Annotated in this window: 19 protein-coding genes and 1 pseudogene; 8 read left to right on the forward strand and 12 right to left on the reverse strand. The window is 72.0% G+C overall.

What is annotated here, in order from left to right:
- Positions 1-18: 18 nt before the first annotated feature.
- From OIE12_RS24195 to OIE12_RS24225, 7 genes are all read right to left on the reverse strand, one after another.
- Positions 19-756 (reverse strand): LAETG motif-containing sortase-dependent surface protein, encoded by a 738-nt coding sequence (locus OIE12_RS24195; RefSeq protein ID WP_329138662.1) that lies wholly within the window; start codon positions 754-756, stop codon positions 19-21.
- 170 nt (positions 757-926) lie between these two features.
- Positions 927-2,054: an LOG family protein gene (locus tag OIE12_RS24200; protein ID WP_329138664.1), complete on the reverse strand. Its 1,128-nt coding sequence runs from the start codon at positions 2,052-2,054 to the stop codon at positions 927-929.
- A 38-nt stretch (positions 2,055-2,092) separates the two neighbouring features.
- Positions 2,093-2,500: a VOC family protein gene (locus tag OIE12_RS24205; protein WP_030382195.1), complete on the reverse strand. Its 408-nt coding sequence runs from the start codon at positions 2,498-2,500 to the stop codon at positions 2,093-2,095.
- A gap of 141 nt (positions 2,501-2,641) precedes the next feature.
- Positions 2,642-3,895 (reverse strand): hypothetical protein, encoded by a 1,254-nt coding sequence (locus tag OIE12_RS24210; RefSeq protein WP_329138667.1) that lies wholly within the window; start codon positions 3,893-3,895, stop codon positions 2,642-2,644.
- Complete coding sequence (locus OIE12_RS24215; RefSeq protein ID WP_329138668.1) at positions 3,877-4,614, reverse strand: ABC transporter ATP-binding protein; 738 nt, start codon at positions 4,612-4,614, stop codon at positions 3,877-3,879. The genes OIE12_RS24210 and OIE12_RS24215 overlap by 19 nt, the downstream gene beginning before the upstream one ends.
- 278 nt (positions 4,615-4,892) lie before the next feature.
- On the reverse strand, positions 4,893-6,284 hold the full coding sequence (locus OIE12_RS24220; RefSeq protein WP_329138670.1) for an aspartate aminotransferase family protein: 1,392 nt from the start codon (positions 6,282-6,284) through the stop codon (positions 4,893-4,895).
- A complete protein-coding gene (locus tag OIE12_RS24225) occupies positions 6,269-6,793 on the reverse strand; it encodes an Lrp/AsnC family transcriptional regulator (protein WP_329138672.1) in 525 nt (174 codons plus the stop codon). The genes OIE12_RS24220 and OIE12_RS24225 overlap by 16 nt, the downstream gene beginning before the upstream one ends.
- Positions 6,794-6,981: 188 nt before the next feature.
- Between OIE12_RS24225 and OIE12_RS24230 the strand changes: the two genes are divergently transcribed.
- Positions 6,982-8,421 (forward strand): gamma-aminobutyraldehyde dehydrogenase, encoded by a 1,440-nt coding sequence (locus tag OIE12_RS24230; protein ID WP_329138674.1) that lies wholly within the window; start codon positions 6,982-6,984, stop codon positions 8,419-8,421.
- Positions 8,422-8,629: 208 nt separating this feature from the next.
- Here the strand turns inward: OIE12_RS24230 and OIE12_RS24235 are convergent.
- The 3 genes and pseudogenes from OIE12_RS24235 to OIE12_RS24245 form a co-directional block, all read right to left on the reverse strand.
- Positions 8,630-9,783, reverse strand: a pseudogene (locus OIE12_RS24235) (serine hydrolase domain-containing protein).
- Between the two features lie 159 nt (positions 9,784-9,942).
- On the reverse strand, positions 9,943-10,629 hold the full coding sequence (locus OIE12_RS24240) for a glycerophosphodiester phosphodiesterase (RefSeq protein WP_329138676.1): 687 nt from the start codon (positions 10,627-10,629) through the stop codon (positions 9,943-9,945).
- A 171-nt stretch (positions 10,630-10,800) separates the two neighbouring features.
- The gene (locus tag OIE12_RS24245) at positions 10,801-11,874 is read right to left on the reverse strand and encodes an adenosine deaminase (RefSeq protein ID WP_443053895.1); all 1,074 of its coding nucleotides are present in this window, start codon (positions 11,872-11,874) and stop codon (positions 10,801-10,803) included.
- A 700-nt stretch (positions 11,875-12,574) separates the two neighbouring features.
- Here OIE12_RS24245 and OIE12_RS24250 point away from each other — a divergent pair.
- Positions 12,575-13,015, forward strand: coding sequence for a DUF4190 domain-containing protein (locus OIE12_RS24250; RefSeq protein WP_329138678.1), 441 nt, complete (start codon positions 12,575-12,577; stop codon positions 13,013-13,015).
- Between the two features lie 317 nt (positions 13,016-13,332).
- On the opposite strand, the gene OIE12_RS24255 is transcribed toward OIE12_RS24250, so the two are convergent.
- On the reverse strand, positions 13,333-13,896 hold the full coding sequence (locus OIE12_RS24255; protein WP_329138680.1) for an NADAR family protein: 564 nt from the start codon (positions 13,894-13,896) through the stop codon (positions 13,333-13,335).
- Between the two features lie 198 nt (positions 13,897-14,094).
- Here OIE12_RS24255 and OIE12_RS24260 point away from each other — a divergent pair, with 198 nt between their 5' ends.
- From OIE12_RS24260 to OIE12_RS24285, 6 genes are all read left to right on the forward strand, one after another.
- Positions 14,095-15,708, forward strand: coding sequence for a gamma-aminobutyraldehyde dehydrogenase (locus OIE12_RS24260; protein ID WP_329138682.1), 1,614 nt, complete (start codon positions 14,095-14,097; stop codon positions 15,706-15,708).
- An 87-nt stretch (positions 15,709-15,795) separates the two neighbouring features.
- Positions 15,796-17,043 (forward strand): ABC transporter substrate-binding protein, encoded by a 1,248-nt coding sequence (locus tag OIE12_RS24265; protein ID WP_329138684.1) that lies wholly within the window; start codon positions 15,796-15,798, stop codon positions 17,041-17,043.
- Positions 17,044-17,051: 8 nt separating this feature from the next.
- A complete protein-coding gene (locus OIE12_RS24270; RefSeq protein ID WP_329138686.1) occupies positions 17,052-18,233 on the forward strand; it encodes an ABC transporter ATP-binding protein in 1,182 nt (393 codons plus the stop codon).
- Positions 18,230-19,159: an ABC transporter permease gene (locus tag OIE12_RS24275; protein ID WP_329138688.1), complete on the forward strand. Its 930-nt coding sequence runs from the start codon at positions 18,230-18,232 to the stop codon at positions 19,157-19,159. The genes OIE12_RS24270 and OIE12_RS24275 overlap by 4 nt, the downstream gene beginning before the upstream one ends.
- Positions 19,160-19,969 carry an ABC transporter permease gene (locus tag OIE12_RS24280; protein ID WP_329138690.1) on the forward strand — a complete coding sequence of 270 codons (810 nt, stop codon included), beginning with the start codon at positions 19,160-19,162 and terminating at the stop codon, positions 19,967-19,969. It abuts the gene before it with no gap.
- A gap of 46 nt (positions 19,970-20,015) precedes the next feature.
- Positions 20,016-21,449 carry an NAD(P)/FAD-dependent oxidoreductase gene (locus OIE12_RS24285; protein WP_329138692.1) on the forward strand — a complete coding sequence of 478 codons (1,434 nt, stop codon included), beginning with the start codon at positions 20,016-20,018 and terminating at the stop codon, positions 21,447-21,449.
- Between the two features lie 144 nt (positions 21,450-21,593).
- Here OIE12_RS24285 and OIE12_RS24290 read toward each other — a convergent pair whose 3' ends face one another.
- Positions 21,594-22,181, reverse strand: a complete 588-nt coding sequence (locus tag OIE12_RS24290; protein WP_329138694.1) for a phosphatase PAP2 family protein — start codon at positions 22,179-22,181, stop codon at positions 21,594-21,596.
- Positions 22,182-22,538: the final 357 nt, after the last annotated feature.

Here is a 22,538-nt window from a genome sequence, read left to right on the forward strand (position 1 = left end):
GCCGGTACGGCGGGGACGTCAGCCGGTCTTCGAGGCGCCGCGGCGGCGCATGCCGAAGAACACCGCGCCGCCACCGATGACGACCAGACCGGCGGCGATGCCGGCGATCATCGGGGTGTTCGAACTGGCGCCGGTCTCGGCCAGGTTGGACTCACCGACGGCCGCGGGCGACGGGCCGTTGTCGCCGCCCGAGGCGGCCGGTGCGGTGGCGCCCTCGGACTTGGTCTCCGACGGGGTGGCCTCGGGCGTGGTCTCGTCCGACGGCTTGTCCGCCGACTGCGACGGCTTCGGCGAGGCGGGCTTCGACGGGGTGGTGTCGTCGGAGGCGCAGGCGGTGCCGGGGGTCGTCAGGTTGTCCTTGATGTCCTCGTCGACGGCTCCGTTGTCGGCCTTGACGTGGACGCGGTAGGTGGCGTTCGCCTTCCAGGTCTCGTCGAAGGTGACGGTGACACCCTCGCGGGAACCCTTGACGTCGGTCTTCTCGCCGATCTTCTTCACGTCGGCGCCGTTGTTCTCCAGGAACACGGAGATCGTCACCGGGGTACCGGAGCCGTCGACGTCGGTGACGGCGATGACGCCCTTGTCGCCGTCGCACTTGGCGACGGCGGAGAACTCGCTGATGCTGCAGGCCGACGCGGTGCCGGCGACGCCGAGCGCGAGGGCCGCCGAGGCGGACGCGACACCGAGGACGCGGGCTGCGCGCGCGGTGGTGCGGCGGGATATGAACGAGGCGGATGAGGTGGACGACTTGGACAAGATGGCCACTGTGCCCTTCACGGGATGTGCAACTGCGGGGGGTGGACGGGGACTTGAGGCCGCCACGGTACCGGTTGCCACAGAATCCCCGAGTGGCTCACAGGTCTATAAGCGTCACGTAAGACCTGTCAACGCATATGCCCGGCCGCACCCCTGACTTTGCCCGCTTATTAACCGCTCAGACGTTTGAGTGCCGCCGGGGCTTCCTCCACCGAGTCGACGAGCGCGATCCGCGCCTCCATCGACCGCTCCCGCGCCAGCGCCCGCAACAACGGCCACGTCGGCAGGTGTTCGGTCCAGTGCGCCCGGTCCACCAGCACCATCGGCGTCGGCTCGCCCCGCGACTCGTAGTAGTTGGGCGTCGCGTTGTCGAAGATCTCCTGGACGGTGCCGGCCGCGCCCGGCAGGAAGACCACACCCGCGTTCGAACGGGCCAGCAGACCGTCCTCCCGGGTCGCGTTGGCGAAGTACTTGGCCAGGTGCGAGGCGAACGCGTTGGGCGGCTCGTGACCGTAGAACCAGGTCGGGATGCCCACCGAGGCCCCGCCGCCGGGATGCCGTTCGCGCACCTCGAAGGCGGCGCCCGCCCAGTCCCCGATCGACGGCGTGAACGACGGTGCCTTGCCCAGGAGTTCGAGCGCCTCGTCGAGCATCGCGTCCCCGAAGGGCGCCGCGTACGCCCCCAGGTTCGCGGCCTCCATCGCGCCCGGGCCGCCTCCGGTCGCGACCGTGAGCCCGGCGCGCGCCAGCTCCCGGCCCAGTCGCGCCGCGCCCGCGTACGCCTGCGTGCCGCGCGCCATCGCGTGGCCGCCCATGACGCCCACCACCCGGGCGCCCACGAGGAGTTCGTCGAGCGCGTCGGAGACCGCGTCGTCGTGGACGGCGCGCAGCATCGACGCGAACACGTCCCCGTCGGCCTTCGTGCGCTGGAACCAGGCGTACGCGCGGGCGTCCGGCGTCGCCTCGTAACCACCGGTGGCCAGGCCGTCGTACAGCTCGTCGGGCGAGTACACCAGCCCCCGGTACGGGTCGAACGGCAGACCGGGGACGGGCGGGAAGACCAGCGCGCCCGAGGCCCGTACGTGCGCGGCCGCGTCGGGGGCCATCGGGCAGCCGAGGAAGACGGCGCCCGCGCAGTCCTGGGCGAGCAGCACCTCCGTACGGGCCGTCAGGTCCACGGACTGCACACGGTGCCGGGCGAGGGGGCGGCCGGCGGCGACCACCTCGTCGAACTCGGTGAGCGTCTCGATCTCGCGGTCGTGGGAGCCGTCGAACGGCTGATCGGGTGTCGGATGCACCCGCCCATGCTAGGGGCCCCGTTCCGTGGGGGGCAGGGTCAGCCCTGCACGGCCGCCGGGTCCATCCACATGACCTCCCAGGAGTGGCCGTCCGGGTCGTCGAAGGAGCGGCCGTACATGAAGCCGTGGTCCTGGGTGTCGTCCCGGTCCGTGCCACCGGCCGCGATCGCCCGTTCGACCAGCTCGTCGACCTTCTCCCGGCTCTCCGCGCTCAGACACAGCAGCACCTCGCTGGTGCGGGTCGCGTCCGCGATCTCCTTGTCCGTGAAATCGGCGTAGCGCTTCTTGCCGAGCATCATCGCGACGATCGTGTCGCTGATCACGACGCAGGCGCAGTCCTCCGTGGAGAACTGCGGGTTGATCGTGTAGCCGAGCTCGGTGAAGAACTTCCTCGAGGTGTCGACGTTCTCGACGGGCAGGTTCACGAAGATCATCTGCTGGTACATGGCGGCTCTCCCGGTCCTGGTCGGTGGTGCGTGTTCCCGTACGTGTTCCGTACGGAGGGGCAGACCGGGAGGGGGCCGTGAACTCATCGGTGGGCGTGGACTTTTTTCCGCGGCCTTCGGCCGCCCCGCCCGCCCTGCCGCTCAGCGGGTGAGCGGCAGGGCGGCCAGTTCGGCGATCAGCCAGGTCAGCGGGGCGAGGACGACGACGAGGGCGGTGGTGCGCAGCAGCGCGGCGGCGCGCAGGAGGGTGGCCGGGGCGCCGATCCGCAGCAGGGCGGCGGTGGTTCCGGCCCGGTCGCGGCGGGCCTCGACGGCCGCCGTCGCCAGCGTCGCGAGGGCGCAGCCGGCGACCAGGAACGCGCCGAGCGCGCTCAGGGGGCCGAAGACGGGGGGTGTGCCGTGGGCGTCGGCGTACACCCGCGCGGTGGCGTACGCGCCGGAGGCGACGGCGCACAGTACGCCGAGGGGGCGGCCGATGCGGGTCGCCTCCTCCTGGAGGACGCGGCCGGCGAGCAGCCGGAGGACGCCGGGGCGGGCCGACTGGAGGAGGCGGCCGCACAGGTGGGTGAGGGCGGGGCCGGCGAGGGCGAGGCCGACGGCGGTGAGCGCCCAGCCGGCGAGGACCGCGGCGGGGGTGGCCGTGAGGTCGCCGGGGAGGTCGAGGGTGGGGGCGTGGGGGGTGCGGGTGGCGTAGGTCTCCGTGGTGAGGCCGGCGGCGATGACGGTGAGGCCCCACGGGAGGCCGGACGGGGTGGGTACGGCGTCGCCGGGGTCTGCGGGGAGGGCGCCCTGGGCCGGGGTGGACGTACGGGGTTTCGCTGACCGGCGCTTGGCGGGTGCCCCAGCGGGACCGCTGTCCGCAGGCGCGGTGGCCGCACCCGTGTCCTTGCGCGGCCGCAACGTCAGTGCGCACGCCGCCGAGGCCGTCAGCGGGACCACCGTCAGCAGTGTCGCCGTGGCCGGCAACGGCAGGGGGAGGCCCTTTGCCAGGGCGTCCGTCAGGGACGTGTGGGGTGGGAGGCCGGGGAGGTCGCCGCGGAGGTGGAGGAAGAGGAGGAGGGCGGCGGCGGAGCCGAGGGCGCAGGACAGGGCCGTGGTGAGGGCCGAGAAGGCCATCAGGCGGCCGGGGCCGAGCCCGACCGCCGACAGGCCGGGGCGCGGCCGGGTGCCGGGGTCCGCGCGGGCGACGGCGACCGCGAGGTGCACCGTGGCCGCGGCCGGCACCGCGCACCAGGCGAGCCGCAGCGCGGCCCCGGCGGGGGCGCCCGGGTGCCCGAGTGCGTACCCGAACGCGCACAGCAGCAGGAAGCCGGTGCCCGCCGAGGCGGCGGCGACCAGCAGTCTGCGGACCTGGACCAGTACGTGTGCCCGGCGGGCTAGACGGAGAGCGAGCACGCCGCCCGGCCTTCCGTCTCCGCGGCGGGCGGCAGGTGGACGGTCTGCACGCAGCGGCCGTCGAGCAGCGCCACCGAACGGTCGGCGAGCGCCGCCGTCTCGGGCTCGGTCGTGGCGAGGACGACCGTGATGCCGTGCGAGCGGGCCGCCGTGGTGAGCGTGCGCAGCACATGGGCGCGGTCGGCGCGGTGCAGTGCGGCGGTCGGCTCGTCGGCGAAGAGGACGGTGGGCGCCGCGGCCAGCGCGCGGGCGATGGCCACCCGCTGCCGTGCGGCCACCGGCAGGGCGCGCGGGCGTTTGCGCGCGTAAGCGCCGATGTCGAGCCGTTCGAGCCATTCGCGGGCGGTGGTGCGGGCGGCGCGGCGCCCGGTGCCGCGCAGCATCAGCGGCAGGGCGGCGTTCTCCCAGGCGTTGAGCTCGGGGACGAGGTGGGGCTCCGGGTCGATCCAGCCGAACCGCTCCCGGCGCAGCCGTTCGCGCCGCATCGGGCGCATCGTGTGCATCGGTTTGCTGTTGAACCAGATCTCGCCGCCCTGCGCCGGCAGCAGCCCGGACAGGCAGCTCAGCAGGGTCGTCTTGCCGCTGCCGCGCGGGCCGGTGACGGCCAGGATCTCGCCGTCGCGCACGCCGAGCGAGACGCCGTTCAGGGCCGGCGAGCCGTTGTGCTGGAAGTGCAGGGCGCGCGCCCAGAGCACGTCGTTGTCCGGCGGGGCCACCATCGCGTACACCTCGCTTCAGATCCGCTGTCCCGGCCGCGTCCCGCGGGCGTCTCCCGCTGCCGCGTCCCTCTTCCGGACCCCTCCTGGGGGTCCCTCTTCCGGGGGAACGAAGACGGGGCCGATCGGTCACTGGCACGCTAGGCGGCCCCATGGCGGGAGGCCGGACGGCACACGGCCCCGGGTCACCGATTCCCACTCGAACGGGTGACCCGAGGCCGATGTTGATCATTCAGGACGACGATATGCCCGGCGCCGGGGGCGGTGGGGTCGCGCCCCGGTCACAGCTTCGTCCACGCCTCCGTCAGCACGCCCCGCAGTATCTGTTCGATCTCGTCGAACGTGGACTGGTCGGAGATCAGCGGCGGGGCGAGCTGGACCACCGGGTCGCCGCGGTCGTCGGCGCGGCAGTACAGGCCGTTGTCGTACAGGGCCTTGGAGAGGAAGCCGTAGAGGATCCGCTCGGTCTCCTCCTCGTCGAAGGTCTCCTTGGTGGCCTTGTCCTTCACCAGTTCGATGCCGTAGAAGAAGCCGTTGCCGCGGACGTCGCCGACGATCGGCAGGTCGTGCAGCTTCTCCAGGGTGGCGCGGAAGGCGCCCTCGTTGTCCAGGACGTGCTGGTTGAGGCCCTCGCGCTCGAACAGGTCGAGGTTGGCCAGGCCGACGGCCGCGGAGACCGGGTGGCCGCCGAACGTGTAGCCGTGCAGGAAGGTGTTGTCGCCCTTGTAGAACGGCTCGGCCAGGCGGTCGGAGACGAGGCAGGCGCCGATGGGGGAGTAGCCCGAGGTCATGCCCTTGGCGCAGGTGATCATGTCCGGGACGTAGTCGAACTTGTCGCAGGCGAACATCGTGCCGAGCCGGCCGAAGGCGCAGATGACCTCGTCGGAGACGAGCAGCACGTCGTACTGGTCGCAGATCTCGCGCACCCGCCGGAAGTAGCCGGGCGGCGGCGGGAAGCAGCCGCCGGCGTTCTGCACGGGCTCCAGGAAGACGGCGGCGACGGTGTCCGGGCCCTCGAAGAGGATCTGCTGCTCGATCTGGTCGGCGGCCCAGCGGCCGAACGCCTCGGGGTCGTCGCCGAAGAGCGGGGCACGGTAGATGTTCGTGTTGGGCACCTTGTGCGCGCCCGGGACGAGCGGCTCGAAGGGGGCCTTCAGGCCGGGCAGGCCGGTGATGGACAGGGCACCCTGCGGGGTGCCGTGGTAGGCCACGGCACGGGATATCACCTTGTACTTGGTGGGCTTGCCGGTCAGCTTGAAGTACTGCTTGGCCAGCTTCCAGGCGGTCTCCACCGCCTCGCCGCCGCCGGTGGTGAAGAAGACCTTGTTCAGGTCGCCCGGGGCGTAGTGCGCGAGGCGTTCGGCCAGCTCGACGGCCTTGGGGTGGGCGTAGGACCACACCGGGAAGAACGCCAGCTCCTGCGCCTGCTTGAACGCGGTCTCGGCGAGTTCGGTGCGGCCGTGCCCCGCCTGGACGACGAACAGGCCCGCGAGGCCGTCGAGGTAGCGCTTGCCCTTGTCGTCGTAGATGTAGGTGCCCTCGCCGCGCACGATCGTCGGCACGGGGGCGTTCTCGTACGAGGACATGCGGGTGAAGTGCATCCACAGGTGGTCGTACGCGGACTTGCTGAGGTCCTTGGCGCTGTCGCTGCTCACGGCTATCGGGTTCCCCACATGTAGGTCTGCTTCTTGAGCTTGAGGTAGACGAAACTCTCGGTGGAGCGCACGCCGGGGACGGCCCGGATGCGTTTGTTGATGACCTCCAGGAGGTGGTCGTCGTCCTCGCAGACGATCTCCACCATCAGATCGAAGGACCCGGCGGTCATCACGACGTACTCGCACTCGTCCATGGCCGCCAGGGCATCGGCGGCGGACTCCACGTCCCCCTCCACGTTGACGCCGACCATCGCCTGCCGGCGGAACCCCACCGTGAGCGGGTCCGTCACGGCGACGATCTGCATCACACCCTGGTCGAGGAGCTTCTGCACGCGCTGGCGCACGGCCGCCTCCGACAGGCCGACCGCCTTGCCGATCGCGGCGTAGGGCCGCCGGCCGTCCTCCTGGAGCTGCTCGACGATGGCGAGGGAGACGGCGTCCAGATGGGGGATGCCGTTGCCGTTCCGGTGCTCCCGGGAGGAATCCTTGTGCTCTGCGCTTCGACTGGCCACGGGGTCACTGTGCACGACGTCTCGACAGTTCCGCAAGGCGTTCTCGATGAAATTCGTTGTCTGGGGTGGGCTGAGATGCGGATTTCGCAGATTCGGGGCGAGTGGGGGTGTTGAAGTCGCGGCGGCAGCGACTAGGGTGGGTGTCTCAGCAATTGGACACGTGACACCCACCCGCACGTGCACACCCACCAGGAGGGCCGGCAGTGAGCACCGAGCTGCGTCGTCTGCGCAACCACATCGACGGCGAATTCCGCGACGCCGCCGACGGACGGACCACCGAGGTGGTCAACCCCGTGACCGGTGAGGCGTACGCGACGGCGCCGCTGTCCGGGCAGGCGGACGTCGACGCCGCGATGGCCGCGGCCGCCGCGGCCTTCCCCGGCTGGCGGGACACGACCCCCGCCGAGCGCCAGAAGGCCCTGCTGAAGATCGCCGACGCGTTCGAGGAGCGCGCCGAGGAGCTGATCGCCGCCGAGGTGGAGAACACGGGCAAGCCGACCGGGCTGACCCGCACCGAGGAGATCCCGCCGATGGTCGACCAGATCCGCTTCTTCGCGGGTGCGGCGCGGATGCTGGAGGGCCGCTCGGCCGGCGAGTACATGGAGGGCCTCACCTCGATCGTCCGCCGCGAGCCGATCGGTGTCTGCGCGCAGGTCGCGCCCTGGAACTACCCGATGATGATGGCCGTCTGGAAGTTCGCCCCCGCGCTCGCGGCCGGCAACACGGTCGTGCTCAAGCCGTCCGACACCACCCCCGCCTCCACGGTCCTGATCGCCGACATCATCGGCTCGATCCTGCCCAAGGGCGTCTTCAACGTCATCTGCGGCGACCGTGACACCGGGCGGCTGATGGTCGAGCACCCGACCCCGGCGATGGCGTCCATCACCGGCTCCGTGCGGGCCGGCATGTCGGTCGCCGAGTCCGCGTCACGGGACCTCAAGCGGGTCCACCTGGAGCTCGGCGGCAAGGCGCCCGTCGTCGTCTTCGAGGACACCGACATCCCCAAGGCCGTCGAGGACATCTCGGTCGCCGGGTTCTTCAACGCCGGGCAGGACTGCACCGCCGCGACGCGTGTCCTCGTCCACGAGTCCATCCACGACGAGTTCGTCGCCGCGCTCGCCAAGACGGCGGCCGAGACGAAGACCGGGCGGCCGGACGACGAGGACGTGCTGTACGGGCCGCTGAACAACCCCAACCAGCTGAAGCAGGTCTCCGGGTTCGTCGAGCGGCTGCCCGCGCACGCCAAGGTCGAGGCGGGAGGGCACCGGGTGGGGGACACGGGGTACTTCTACGCGCCGACCGTCGTCTCCGGGCTGAAGCAGGACGACGAGATCGTCCAGAACGAGGTGTTCGGGCCGGTCATCACCGTGCAGGCGTTCCGGGACGAGGACCAGGCGGTGGAGTGGGCGAACGGGGTGGAGTACGCGTTGGCCTCGTCCGTGTGGACGAAGGATCATGGGCGGGCCATGCGGATGTCGAAGAAGCTGGACTTCGGGTGTGTGTGGATCAATACGCATATTCCGTTGGTGGCGGAGATGCCGCATGGGGGCTTCAAGAAGTCCGGCTATGGCAAGGATCTGTCGGCGTACGGGTTCGAGGACTACACGCGGGTGAAGCATGTGATGACGTCGTTGGAGGGCTGACGGGCTGACGGGTGACGGGGGGTGGGTGGGGGTGTTTTCGCCCCCGCCGCCCCTACCCTCCCCCAAGCTCTCAACTACGTTCGAGCAGGGGGGACCCCCATCGTCCCTTCAAGGGGCTTCGCCCTTTGGACCCCGGGGGTGGGTTGTCGGGTGCGGGTGGGTGGGGCTTCTCGCGCAGTTCCCCGCGCCCCTTACGGGGCGCGTTCTCTTACGCCAGTGCTGCCAGGGCTATGCGTTGTGCTGTCGGGTTCATGTCCTCGCCCTTCGCGTCCGTGGCGTTGACCGAGTACGTGAGGGTGCGGGTGAGGTTGCGGGTGGCGGCCACGACCGCGCTGTAGCCGTAGCGGGAGCCGGACTTGAGCCAGTAGACGCGGTCCTCGTGGACGAAGCGCTGGAGGCCGGCGGAGTAGGTGGCGCCGTCGATGTGCGGCGGGACCGTGAACATCTCCCGCAGTTGCCGGGGCGGCAGGAGGCGGCCCCGGAAGAGGGCGCCGAGCAGGCGTTCCAGGTCGGCGGTGGTGGAGATCATGTCGCCCGCCGCGAACCGGTCCGCCTGGTTCCAGTCGGTCACGTCGAGCAGTTCCGTGCTGCCGTCGGCGCGCGTGACCGCCTGGTAGCCGTGGTTGTGCGGGCCCCGGATGCGGGGGTCCGCGCCGGGGAAGTACGTGTGGCGCATCCCGGCCGGGCGCAGGATGCGCCGGGTGGCCTCCTCGGCGTACGAGCCGCCGGTGACCGCCTCGATCAGCAGCCCCAGTATGTGTAGTTGATGTTCAGGTAGTGCTGTGCGGTGCCCGGGGCGAACTCGGGCTTCCGCGCGGCCGCGGAGGCCGCCACCTGGCGCGGCGGCAGCGTGTCGAAGCGGTGGGCGTACACCTCCTCGAAGGTGTCCCCGAGCCCTTCCCCCACCGGGATGCCGCTGGTGTGGTTCAGCAACTGCCGCACGGTGACGTGCCGGTAGCGGTGGCCCAGGAGGTCCGGCAGGTGGTGCCGTGCGGGCGCGTCGAGCTGGACCCGGCGCTCGGCGGCGAGGTGGAGCACGGTCGCCGCCGTCACCACCTTCGTCACCGAACCGGCGCGGAAGAGGGCGTGCGGGTCGGCCGCGCGCCGGGTGGTGAGGTCGTGCACGCCCGCGCTGCCGTGCCAGCTGCCGTCGGTGCCGCCGACCCGTACCAGGGCGGCGGTCGCGTCCGCGTCCGGCAGTCCGGTGAGCGCGGCGGCCAGCGCCTCGGCGTCCGGACCGGTCCGCCCCTCGGTTCCCCGTGCGGAGGCCGTCCGCGGGGAGGCCGCCCGTGCGGGGCCGGCGGCGAGGCCGAGGGTGGCGAATGTGCCGGTGAGGACGGCGGTACGGCGGGAGACGGGCATCTGCGCTCCTGGGGCGGCCGGGGAGGGTGGCGTGGTGGCTGACGATCACCATCCTCGGAGCACGGACGGACCCAGGGATCCTCAGCGGGGAGGGTCCGGACCCGGGGAACGGCACAAGGGTCTCCCCTAGGGGGCGGGGAACGGTAAGTGGCCGTGCTCTCAGGGGAGTTGGCGCAGGGCGTGGAGTGCGTCGACGCGGTTGGTGGTGATCGAGTCGGTGCCGGCGGCGAGGAGGCGGCGCATGGAGCGGGGGGTGTCGGGGGTCCAGGCGGAGAGCAGGTGGCCGTTCCGGTGGACGTGGGCCGCCAGGTCGCGGGTGATCAGGCCGAAGCGGTAGTTCAGCCAGCGGGGGCGTACCGCGTCCAGGAGCACCGGGCGCGGCGGGGCGAGGGTGGTCCAGGTCAGCGCGATCTCGGCGGCCGGGTCGGCGGAGCGCACCGCGAGCATCGCGGCGGCGCCGGCGCAGTAGTACGCGCGCTCCTGCGCCTCGCACTCCTGTACGACGTCCAGAATCCGCCGTACCGAGCGGGGGCCGGGGGCGCCGGGCAGGTCGATCATCACCCGGCTGCCGGCCGTCGCCGCGAGCGCCTCGGCGAGCGTCGGCACCCCGCCGGCCGTCAGCTCCCGCACCTCCGCCGCGGAGAGCGAGGCCAGCGGCCGGTCCTGGCCCCACAGCCGCTTCAGGGTGTCGTCGTGGAGGAGGACGGGGACGCCGTCGCGGGTGAGCCGTACGTCGAACTCCACCGCGTCCGCGCCCCGTCGGAGCGCGGACCGCAGCGAGTCGAGCGTGTTCTCACGGACGCGGTAGGGGTCGCCGCGATGGGCGACGGCGGTGAAGGTCTGCATGCGGGCCATTGTGACGGGCCGGGGTGCGGCGACCCGTGGTGCCCGGCGGTTCGCGGTGCCCCCTGCGGCCCTGCGCCCGTGTCCGGCCCTGCGCCCGTGTCCGGCCCTGCGCCCGTGTGCGGCCCTCCGCCCGTCGGACGGCGGGCGGAGGGGGTGGTCGAGGGGGTGCGGTCAGAGCGCGGGGCTCCAGGTGGTCAGGTACGTGTCGATCTCCGCCGTGAGGCGTGCCTTGCCCGCCGGGTCCAGGAAGGACGCCTCCACCGCGTTCTTCGCCAGTGCGGCGATGCCCTGTTCGTCCAGGTTCAGCAGGCGTGCGGCCACCGCGTACTCCGTGTTCAGGTCGGTGCCGAACATCGGCGGGTCGTCGGAGTTGACGGTCACCAGGACGCCGGCGTCCACGAACGTCCGGATCGGGTGCTCGTCGAGCGTGGCGACCGCGCGGGTGGCGATGTTCGAGGTCGGGCAGACCTCCAGCGGGATGCGGTGCTCGGCCAGGTGCGCCAGCAGCTCCGGGTCGCGGGCCGAGCTGGTGCCGTGTCCGATGCGCTCGGCGCGCAGCTCGCGCAGCGCGTCCCAGACCGTCTCCGGGCCGGTGGTCTCGCCGGCGTGCGGCACGGAGTGCAGGCCGGCCGCGATCGCCCGGTCGAAGTACGGCTTGAACTGCGGCCGCGGCACGCCGATCTCCGGCCCGCCGAGACCGAACGACACCAGCCCCTCCGGGCGCACCCGGTCGTCCGTGGCCAGCCGCGCCGTCTCCTGCGCCGACTCCAGGCCCGCCTCGCCGGGGATGTCGAAGCACCAGCGCAGTACGGTGCCGAACTCCGCCTCCGCCGTCTTGCGGGCGTCCTCGATCGCGTCCATGAACGCGCGCTCGTCGATCCCGCGGCGGGTGGAGGAGAACGGGGTGATGGTCAGCTCGGCGTAGCGGACCTGCTGGCGGGCCAGGTCGCGGGCCACCTCGTACGTCAGCAGCCGGACGTCCTCCGGGGTGCGGATCAGGTCGACGACGGACAGGTACACCTCGATGAAGTGCGCGAAGTCCGTGAAGGTGAAGTAGTCGACCAGCGCCTCGGGGTCGGAGGGCACCTTGGAGTCGGGATGGCGGGCGGCCAGTTCCGAGACGATGCGGGGGGAGGCGGAGCCGACGTGGTGGACGTGCAGTTCGGCCTTGGGGAGGCCGGCGATGAAGGCGGTGTGCGGGTCGCCGGTGCCGGCGCCGTGCGGCTTGCGAAGGTCGGTGGACAAGGTTCCTCCCCGGAACGGCGCGCCCTCGGCGGTACGCCGGTCGCGGAAGGCGGCGGGCGGGCGCGGGGCGCGGGTGATCGGCTGATCGATGACTCGGGGGTCATCGTAAGCGGGGGTGGGGGAGGGCGGAGGAGGGTGGGGGTGCGGGGCCGGGGGGCCGGGTGCCTTGGCCGTAGCATGACGGAACGCTCAACAGAGGGGACCCAGCATGTCCGACGACGCGCGGGCGTCGCACGCGCCCGAGAACGCCGACGCCCCGGATCCGTGGGCGCCGCCGGACTCCGCCGGGTCTCCTGCGCCGGGGGCGCACACGTGGGCGTCGCCGGCGGGTGTGCCGGGTGGTGCGGGGGGCGACGTTCAGGACGCCGTGATACCCGGGTCCAGCGTGCCGGCGGCTCCGCAGGACACGGTGATCGCGGTGCCGGGGGACGCGGGGGCGCCCACGTTGCCCGGGGGTGCGGGGGCGGGGGGTTCCGTGCACGAGCAGGCGACGGTGGCGGGGGTGCCGGCGGTGCCGGTGCCTGCCCCGGCTCCTGGGGCGTTCGGCTCTCCGGGGGCTCCGGGTTCCGTGCCGCCGCCGGGGGGCCCTGCTCCCGTTGCGGCCTCCGTCGGTTTTCCGGGGTATCCGGGGGGCTCGTACGGGGGTGCCGGGGGTGGGGCTGTTCCGCCGCCGCCGATCGGGCCCGAGGGGCCGGGGCAGGTGCCGTACGGGTATCCGCCGTATCCGGTCGCGGGCGGGAGTTACGGGGGCGCGGGCTACGGGGTGCCGCAGGGCGGGCCCGGTGGGTACCCGTGGGGTGCGATGCCGCTCGGCCCGCAGAACGGCCTGAGCACCGCGTCCCTCGTGCTCGGCATCATCTCCCTGGTGATCTTCTGTCTGTGGCCGGTCGCGATCATCCTGGGGGTGCTTGCGGTGATCCTCGGGTTCGTGGGGCGGCGGCGGGCCAAGCGGGGGGAGTCGACGAATCCGGGGCAGGCGTTGGCGGGGATCATCTGCGGGGCGGTGGGGGTGGTGCTGGGGGTGACGCTGGTGGTGCTGCTCTTCACGGCGTGGGACGGTTCGGACTCGGACTCGGACGAGGATCCGTGGCCGACGGATGACGGGTACAGCACGTCGCTGACGGTTTCCGCGGTGCGGTGACCGGGGGCTTTTCTCGCCCCCGCCGCCCCTGCCCTTCCCATCCCCCAGGGGCTCCGCCCCTTCGACCCCGGCGAGGGCTCCGCCCCCTGCGCCCCCGCAGACGTGAGGGGCTGTGCGCCCCCAGGCCCGCCACAAGGACCCCTCAAGGGGGCTCCGCCCCCTGGACCCCCGAAAACAACGAGGGCTGCGCCCCCACGCACCCGGCCCACGCCGGCCAACCCAGGGGCGCGGGGAACTGCGCGAACAGCCCCCGCGCACCCGCACCCGACAACGACAGCGCGCCCAACTCGGACCCACCCCCCCGAGGCGGAGCCTCGTCACGACTCGTCGCGTAGGCGATCCCTCGCCGTCATCAGGGCGAAGCCCAGCTCGTTGTGGCCCCGCCACCGCTCCGGATCCCCCGCCGCCTCGTCGTCCGCGGCGAGGCCGATGCCCCAGACACGGTCCAGCGGGCTCGCTTCGACCAGTACCCGGTCCCCCGTCCCGAGCAGGAACCGCCGCAGTTCCTCGTCCGCCCGGAACTTGTGAACGCTGCCCTCGGCCACGATCCCGAACCGCTCCCGCTGCCACACCGTCTCGTCGAAGCCCCGCACCAGCCGGCCGGCCTTCTTCGCCAGGGCCGGGTTCGGCGCCTCCAGGGCACGTCGTTCCGCCTCCGCGTCGCCGAACAGGCGGGCCTTCGCCGCCATCATCCAGTGCTCCGCCGTCGCGTACTCCACCCCGTCCACCGTGAACGGCGACGGCCACCACTGGCTCAGACAGCTCGCCCCCACGCGGCCGTCGGGGCGCGCCCGGTGGCCCCAGAAGTGCAGGTACCTCACCCGCGCCCCCGCGCGTACCGCGGCCACCAGAGCCTCACGGGAAGTGATCGTCGTCGTCATGCGGGCGAGTCTGGCAGCAGGCACCGACAGCCCCCACCCATTTACGGCCGCCCCAGGCACTCCACCGACAGATTCCGTCGCGTAACCAAAATTAAACAACGGAATCACTTGTTGAGGTCCATCCGCTCTGCCAGGATCGGCACCCACATCGAGATTCGGCCACGTCGGTTCCGTCGCGGGGACTCGGAGGAGAGCGGCATGCACCACCCCGAAAACGACCCCGAGCACCGCCCTGAGCGTCATCCCGAGCGCCGCTTCGAGGGCCGCCCCGAAGACCACTCCGGCGGTCTCCGCGCCCGTACCCTCCGCGACGTGCGGGAACGTTTCCCGGGCGGCGCGCAGTACCTCGCCGGCGCCCCCGCGCACGGCACCTCGGGCCGGGAGCACGCCGTGGTCGACCCCGCCACCGGCCAGGAGATCCACCGCTTCGCGCTCGCCGGCCCCGCCGACGTCGACCGTGCCGTCGCCGCCGCCCGCGCCGCCCTTGCGGGCTGGGCCGGCGCCACCCCGGGCGAGCGCGCCGAGGCGCTGCACCGCTTCGCCGCCGTCCTCGCCGACCGCGCCGACGAACTGGCCCGTGTCGAGTCGTTGCAGTGCGGCAAGCCGCTCAAGCTGACCCGCGAGTTCGACGTCCCCGGCACCGTCGACAACGCCGCCTTCTTCGCGGGCGCCGCCCGCCACCCGCAGGGCCTGGCCGCGGGGGAGTACTCCGGCGACCACACCTCGTACGTGCGCCGCGAACCCGTCGGCGTCATCGGCTCCGTCGCACCCTGGAACTACCCGCTGCAGATGGCCGCCTGGAAGGTCCTCCCGGCCGTCGCCGCGGGCAACACGATCGTGCTCAAGCCCGCCGAGCTCACCCCGCTGACCTCTCTCCTCTTCGCCGAGGCGGCCACGGAGGCCGGGATCCCCGACGGCGTGATCAACGTCGTCACCGGCACCGGGAAGGAGGCCGGGGAGCACCTCGTGGCCCACCCGGACGTGGCGATGGTCTCGTTCACCGGGTCCACCGCCGTCGGCAGACGCGTCGCCGCGCTCGCGACCGCCGGGGTCAAGCGGCTGCACCTGGAACTCGGCGGCAAGGCGCCCTTCGTGGTCTTCGACGACGCCGACCTGGAGGCCGCCGTGCACGGCGCGGTGGCGGGCGCGCTCATCAACACCGGTCAGGACTGCACGGCGGCCACCCGCGCGTACGTGCAGCGGCCGCTGTACGAGGAGTTCACCGCCCGGACCGCCGCACTCATGGAGACCGTCCGCCTCGGCGACCCGTTCGCCTCCGACACCGACCTCGGCCCGCTGATCTCCACCGCCCAGCGCGACCGCGTCGCCGGCTTCGTCGACCGGGCCCGCGCCCACGCGCGCCTGGTGACCGGCGGCGAGGCACCCGGCGGCGACCTCGCCAAGGGCGCCTACTACCGGCCCACGCTCGTCACCGGCGCCGCCCAGGACAGCGAGATCGTCCAGCGGGAACTGTTCGGCCCCGTACTCGTCGTCCTGCCGTTCGACTCCGACGACGAGGGGCTCCGGCTCGCCAACGACACCCCCTACGGGCTCGCCGCCTCCGCCTGGACCCGGGACGTCCACCGGGCGCACCGCGCCACCCGGGAACTGCGGGCGGGCTGCGTCTGGGTCAACGACCACATCCCGATCATCAGCGAGATGCCGCACGGCGGCTATGCCGCCTCCGGCTTCGGCAAGGACATGTCCTCGTACTCGTTCGAGGAGTACACACAGGTCAAGCACGTCATGTTCGACAACACCGCGGTGGCCCGGAAGGACTGGCACCGCACGATCTTCGGAGACCGGCCCTAGAACCGGCGGTGCCACGCGCACTCCGGGCCCACCGGAACACCCCGTCCACCACCGCCTCCACCGGACGCAGGAAAGGCCACCACGCCCATGGAGCAGTACGAGCCCGACCGTCTGTCCCCGGCCCAGGTGGCCGCCGTGCGGCGCAGCGCCGCGCGCGGCAGGGCCGCCCTGACCCGCCGCTCGCTGCTGCGGGCCTCCGCCGGCGGCGCGCTCGCGGTCGGCGGCCTCGCGGCCCTGACCGGCTGCGGCATCCCCGCGGCCGGCAAGACACAGGGCGGGGTCTCCTCCCAGGACCACTCGGCCGAGGAGAAGACGGTCAGCTTCTCGAACTGGCCCGAGTACGTCGACGTCGACGACAGCGGCAAGCACCGGCCCACCCTGGAGGCGTTCACCAAGCGCACCGGCATATCGGTCAAGTACACCGAGGACATCAACGACAACAACGAGTTCTTCGGCAAGATCAAGCCACAGCTCGCCGCGGGCCAGGACACCGGCCGCGACCTGATCGTCCTCACCGACTGGCTGGCCGCCCGGCTGATCCGCCTCGGCTGGGTGCAGAAGCTCGACCCCTCCCACCTGCCGCACGCCTACACCCATCTGTCCGCGCAGTTCCGCGACCCCGACTGGGACCCCGGCCGCGCCTACTCGTATCCCTGGCAGGGCGTGTTCACCGTGCTCGCCTACAACAAGAAGGCGCTCGACGGCATCGAGGTGAGGTCCGTCTCCGACCTGCTGGACAACGGCCACCTGAAAGGCCGCGTCGGGTTCCTCTCCGAGATGCGCGACAGCATCGGGATGACCCTTCTCGACATGGGCAAGGACCCCGCCAAGGTCACCGACGACGACTACGACGCGGCCACCGCCCGCCTCCAGAAGGCCGTGGACAAGGGGCAGATCCGCCGCTTCACCGGCAACGACTACACCTCCGACCTCGCCAAGGGCGACCTGGCCGCGTGCGTCGCCTGGGGCGGCGACATCGTCCAGCTCCAGGCCGACAACCCCGACATCGACTACGTCATCCCCGACAGCGGCTACATGATGTCGACCGACAACCTCCTGGTCCCCAACAAGGCGCGCCACAAGACCAACGCCGAACGGCTGATCGACTACTACTACGAGCTGGAGCCGGCCGCCGAGCTCGCCGCCTACGTCAACTACGTGACGCCGGTCGACGGTGTGAAGCCCTATCTGGCGAAGATCGACAAGGACGCGGCGAACAACCCGCTGATCGTCCCGGACAAGGCCACGGCCGCCCGGGCGCACGCCTTCCGCGCCCTGTCGCAGAAGGAAGAGACCGCCTACGAAGGCACGTTCGCCAAGCTGACGGGGGCGTGAGGACCATCATGACCACGACACACACGCACACCGGTGAGCGCGGCGACGTCCGGCTGACCGGGATCGGCAAGACCTACGGGTCCTTCACCGCCGTCCACCCGCTCGACCTGACCGTCCCCGAGGGCTCCTTCTTCGCCCTCCTCGGCGCCTCCGGCTGCGGCAAGACCACCACCCTGCGCATGATCGCCGGGCTGGAGGAGCCCACCAGCGGCACCGTGCACCTCGGTGAGCAGGACGTCACCCACCTGCCGCCGTACAAGCGGCCGGTGAACACCGTCTTCCAGTCCTACGCCCTCTTCCCGCACCTCGACATCTTCGAGAACGTCGCCTTCGGACTGCGCCGCCGCGGCATCAAGGGCGTGAAGAAGCAGGTCGGCGAGATGCTGGACCTCGTCCAGCTCGGCGAGCAGGCGCGCAAGAAGCCGCACCAGCTCTCCGGCGGCCAGCAGCAGCGCGTCGCCGTCGCCCGCGCGCTCATCAACCACCCCAAGGTGCTCCTCCTCGACGAACCCCTCGGCGCCCTCGACCTCAAGCTGCGCCGCCAGATGCAGCTGGAGCTCAAGCGCATCCAGACCGAGGTCGGCATCACCTTCGTGCATGTCACGCACGACCAGGAGGAGGCCATGACGATGGCCGACACGGTCGCCGTGATGAACGCCGGCCGCGTCGAACAGCTCGGCCCGCCCACCGACCTCTACGAGAACCCGCGCACCACGTTCGTCGCCAACTTCCTCGGCACCTCCAACCTCATCACCGCCGAGACCGACTCCGTCTCCGGCGACGACCTGGTGGTGAAGGCCGGCGACTGCAAGCTCCTCCTGCCCCGCACGCGATGTTCGGCGCCCACGACGAACGGCGGCAAGGTGCTGGTCGGGGTCCGCCCGGAGAAGATCTCCCTGGTCCACGCCGACGAGGCGGGCACGATCCCGGACGGCCGCAACCGCGTCACCGGCCGCATCACCGGCGCCGGCTTCATCGGCGTCTCCACCCAGTACGTCGTCGACAGCCCCGTCTGCCCCGGCTTCGAGGTCTACGCCCAGAACATCGACCGCGATCCCCGGCTGGTGCCCGGTGCCGAGGTCGTTCTGCACTGGAACCCCGCGCACACGTTCGGGCTCGACGCCGCACAGTCGCCGCATGCCGGAACGGCCGAGGACGCCGCCGACGGGGAAGGGGCGGCCGCCCGATGACCACCCTCACCGAGGCGCCCCCGCCCCTGGCCCCCGCGCCGCCCGCCGGGAAACCCCCGCGCCGCCGGGGCCGCTGGACGCCGTACTGGCTGCTGCTCCCCGGCATCCTGTGGCTGTGCGTGTTCTTCGCGCTGCCGATGGTCTACCAGGCCTCCACCTCCGTGCAGACCGGCTCCCTGGAGGACGGCTACCAGGTCACCTGGCACTTCGCCGCCTACTGGGACGCGCTCCAGGCGTACTGGCCGCAGTTCCTGCGCTCGGTGCTCTACGCCGGGTCCGCCACCGTGCTCTGCCTGGTGCTCGGCTACCCGCTCGCCTACCTCATCGCGTTCCGCGCGGGCCGCTGGCGCAACCTGGTGATGATCCTCGTCATCGCCCCGTTCTTCACCAGCTTCCTGATCCGCACCCTCGCCTGGAAGACGATCCTCGCCGACGGCGGCCCCGTCGTCGGCGCCCTGGACTCGCTGCACGTCCTCTCCGTCACCAACTGGCTCGGCATGACCGACGGCCACCGGGTGCTGGCCACCCCGCTCGCCGTGGTGTGCGGACTGACGTACAACTTCCTGCCGTTCATGGTGCTGCCGCTCTACACCTCGCTGGAGCGCATCGACGGACGGCTGCACGAGGCGGCCGGCGACCTGTACGCCACCCCCCTCACCACCTTCCGCAAGGTCACCTTCCCGCTGTCCATGCCCGGCGTCGTCTCCGGCACCCTGCTCACCTTCATCCCGGCCAGCGGCGACTACGTCAACTCCGAACTGCTCGGCTCCACCAACACCCAGATGATCGGCAACGTCATCCAGAGCCAGTTCCTGCGGATCCTGGACTATCCGACGGCGGCCGCGCTGTCGTTCCTGCTGATGGCCGCCATCCTGATCATGGTCACCCTCTACATCCGACGGTCCGGGACGGAGGATCTGGTCTAGATGGCTTCCAAGACCCCCCTGCGGTGGCTCAGGCGCAACCTCGTCGTCCTCGCGGGGCTGTTCACCCTCGGCTATCTGCTGCTGCCCAACATCGTCGTCACCGTCTTCTCCTTCAACAAACCCCAGGGCCGCTACAACTACGCCTGGCAGGAGTTCTCCACCGACGCCTGGCGGCAGCCGTGCGGCGTCGCCGGGATGTGCGGCTCGCTCTCGCTCAGCCTCCAGATCGCCCTGTGGGCCACGCTCGGCGCCACCGCGCTCGGCACGATGATCGCCTTCGCGCTCGTCCGCTACCGGTTCCGGGCGCGCGGCCCCATCAACTCCCTGATCTTCCTGCCGATGGCCATGCCCGAGGTGGTGATGGGCGCCTCGCTGCTCACCCTGTTCCTCAACCTGGGCGCGCAGCTCGGCTTCTGGACCATCCTGATCGCCCACATCATGTTCTGCCTGAGCTTCGTCGTCACCGCCGTCAAGGCCCGCGTGCTGTCGATGGACCCCCGCCTCGAACAAGCCGCCCAGGACCTCTACGCCGGGCCCGCGCAGACCTTTCTGCGGGTCACCCTGCCCATCGCCGCCCCCGGCATCGCCGCCGGCGCGCTGCTCGCCTTCGCGCTCTCCTTCGACGACTTCATCATCACCAACTTCAACGCCGGCTCCACCGTCACCTTCCCCATGTTCGTCTGGGGCTCGGCCCAGCGCGGCACACCCGTCCAGATCAACGTCATCGGCACCGCCATGTTCCTCGTCGCCGTGCTGTGCGTACTGGGCGCGATGGCCGTGGGCAACCGGCGCAGGCGCCGCACCGCGTGACCGCTGCCTTCCCACAACAACTGTGTTCCTGTAGGGAGTTGACATCATGGCCCCAGGTGCCATGACCCCCCGTGCCACCGGCCCGTGGACCCGGTCCCTCGCCGGGGCCCGGCCCGTCCCGTACTGGCTCGACGACCCGGACCGCCCGCACCCCGAACCCGCGCTCACCGGCGCCGAGGACTGCGACCTGCTCGTCGTCGGCGGCGGCTACAGCGGGCTGTGGACCGCCCTGCTCGCCAAGGAACGCGATCCCGCCCGCGACGTCGTCCTGCTGGAGGGCCACGAGATCGGCTGGGCCGCCTCCGGGCGCAACGGCGGCTTCTGCGCCGCCTCCCTCACCCACGGCACGGCCAACGGCCTCGCCCGCTGGCCGGACGAGATCCACACGCTCCAGGAACTCGGCGCGCGCAACCTCGACGAGATAGAGGAGGCCGTCACCCGCTACGGCCTCGACTGCGACTTCGAGCGGACCGGCGAGATCGACGTCGCCACCGCCCCGCACCAGGCCGCCGAACTGCGCGCCTGGCACGCCGAGGCCCGCCGCCGCGGCCTGGACGAGGGCACCGAGTACCTCGACGCCGAGCAGGTGCGCGCCCAGGTCGACTCACCGACCTTCCTCGCCGGGCTCCACGACCCGCGCGGCGTCGCCCTCCTCAACCCGGCCAGGCTGGCCTGGGGGCTCACACGGGCCTGCCTCGCCGCGGGGGTGCGTGTGTACGAGCGCACGTCGGCGCTCACGCTGAAGCAGTACGGCGCGGGCATGGCCGTACGCACCCCCTACGGGGGCGTGCGCGCCCGGCGGGTCGCCCTCGGCACCAACGTCTTCCCCAGCCTGGTGCGCCGGGTGCGGCCGTACACCGTCCCGGTCTACGACTACGCCCTGATGACCGAACCGCTCGACGCCGGGCGGCTCGCCTCGATCGGCTGGCGGGGGCGGCAGGGGCTCGCGGACACCGCCAACCAGTTCCACTACTTCCGGCTCACCGCCGACCACCGGATCCTGTGGGGCGGCTACGACTCGGTCTACCCGTACGGGGGGCGGGTGCGCGCGGAGTACGACCAGCGGCCTCAGACGTACGCCCGGCTCGCCCGGCACTTCTTCACCTGCTTCCCGCAGCTGGAGGGCGTGCGCTTCACTCACGCGTGGGGCGGCGCGATCGACACGTGCTCCCGCTTCTCGGCGTTCTTCGGCACCGCGCACGGGGGGCGGGTCGCGTACGCCGCGGGGTACACCGGGCTCGGTGTGGGCGCGACCAGGTTCGGGGCGCAGGTGATGCTGGATCTGCTCGGGGGTGAGCGGACGGAGCGCACGGCGCTGGAGATGGTACGGAGGCGGCCCGTGCCGTTCCCGCCCGAGCCGTTCGCGTGGGCGGGGATCGCCCTGACGAAGTGGTCGCTGGCCCGGGCGGACGTCAACGGGGGGAGGCGCAACGGGTGGTTGCGCGCGCTTGACCGTCTGGGCCTGGGCTTCGACAGCTAGAGGCGGGCTGGGTCCGTTGTCGGCCGCGGGCCGGTGGGGCTTCTCGCGCAGTTCCCCGCGCCCCTTGAAAGCATGGGGTGCCTCGGGCTTCTCAGCGCGCCGGGCACTGCGCGACCTTAAAAGCATGGGGCGCGCCCAGATCTTTTAGGGGCGCGGGGAACTGCGCGACCAGCCACACGCAACCCGCGCGTAGACCACCAGCAGCACCACCCCAAGACACCAACTCGCCGCAACGTCCACCGGCCAGTGGTACCCGCGCCGCACCAACCCGTACGAGACGCCGAGCGTCAGGGCGCCGCACACGGCCAGTACCGTGCGGCGGGCCAACCGGGCATCCAGCAGCGGAAGCAGCAGCAACGTCGCCGCACCGTAGGCGACGAGTGCCGTCGCCGTATGCCCGGACGGGAAGTACCCCGTTCCGGGCGGCACCGCCGGCGTACCGGGGCGCGCCGTCCAGTTCTTGAACGGGACGACGACCACCGGCACCGCCGCCATCAGCAGTACCGCCGCGCAGGACGGCGCCCACCACCGGTCTGAACCATTGGCGCGGCGTCGCCACGCGGCCCACCCCGCGCACAGCAGCAGCACCGGCACGGCGACCTGGACGTTGCCGAGGTCGGAGAGGAGCTCGGAGAGACGGTCGGGGTGGACGAGCGCCCGGCTGAGCCGCGCGTCGGCGCGCAGCAGGGGGCCGTCGGCGAGGACCTGCCAGGTCAGGAGGGCGAAAAGCACGGCCGGGACGGCGAGCAGGGACGCGAACCGGAGCGGCGTGACGGGAAAGAGGTCGGCCGGCCCGGAACAGGGGGGGGAGGTTCCGGGCCGGCCGTCCGGACCGGTGTGCCGCCCGCCCCGGGGGGTGTGGGGCGAGCGGCCATCCGATCGGTGAGGAGATCCGGAACCAGAGGCCCCGGGTGTGTGCGCGAGGGCACGACCAGGTCGAAGCCGGGAAGGCCGCGGCCGGGACTCGTCCACGGTGCCCCGTGGACGGGGTGTATCTCTCATCTGGGTAGAACCTACGGCAGCAGTGGGCCCTGTGGCACCCGGATCGCCCGGATGCCATCCACCTTGCACACGTTCTTCACGTGCGTT

Source organism: Streptomyces sp. NBC_00670, from assembly GCF_036226765.1.
Lineage (GTDB): Bacteria > Actinomycetota > Actinomycetes > Streptomycetales > Streptomycetaceae > Streptomyces.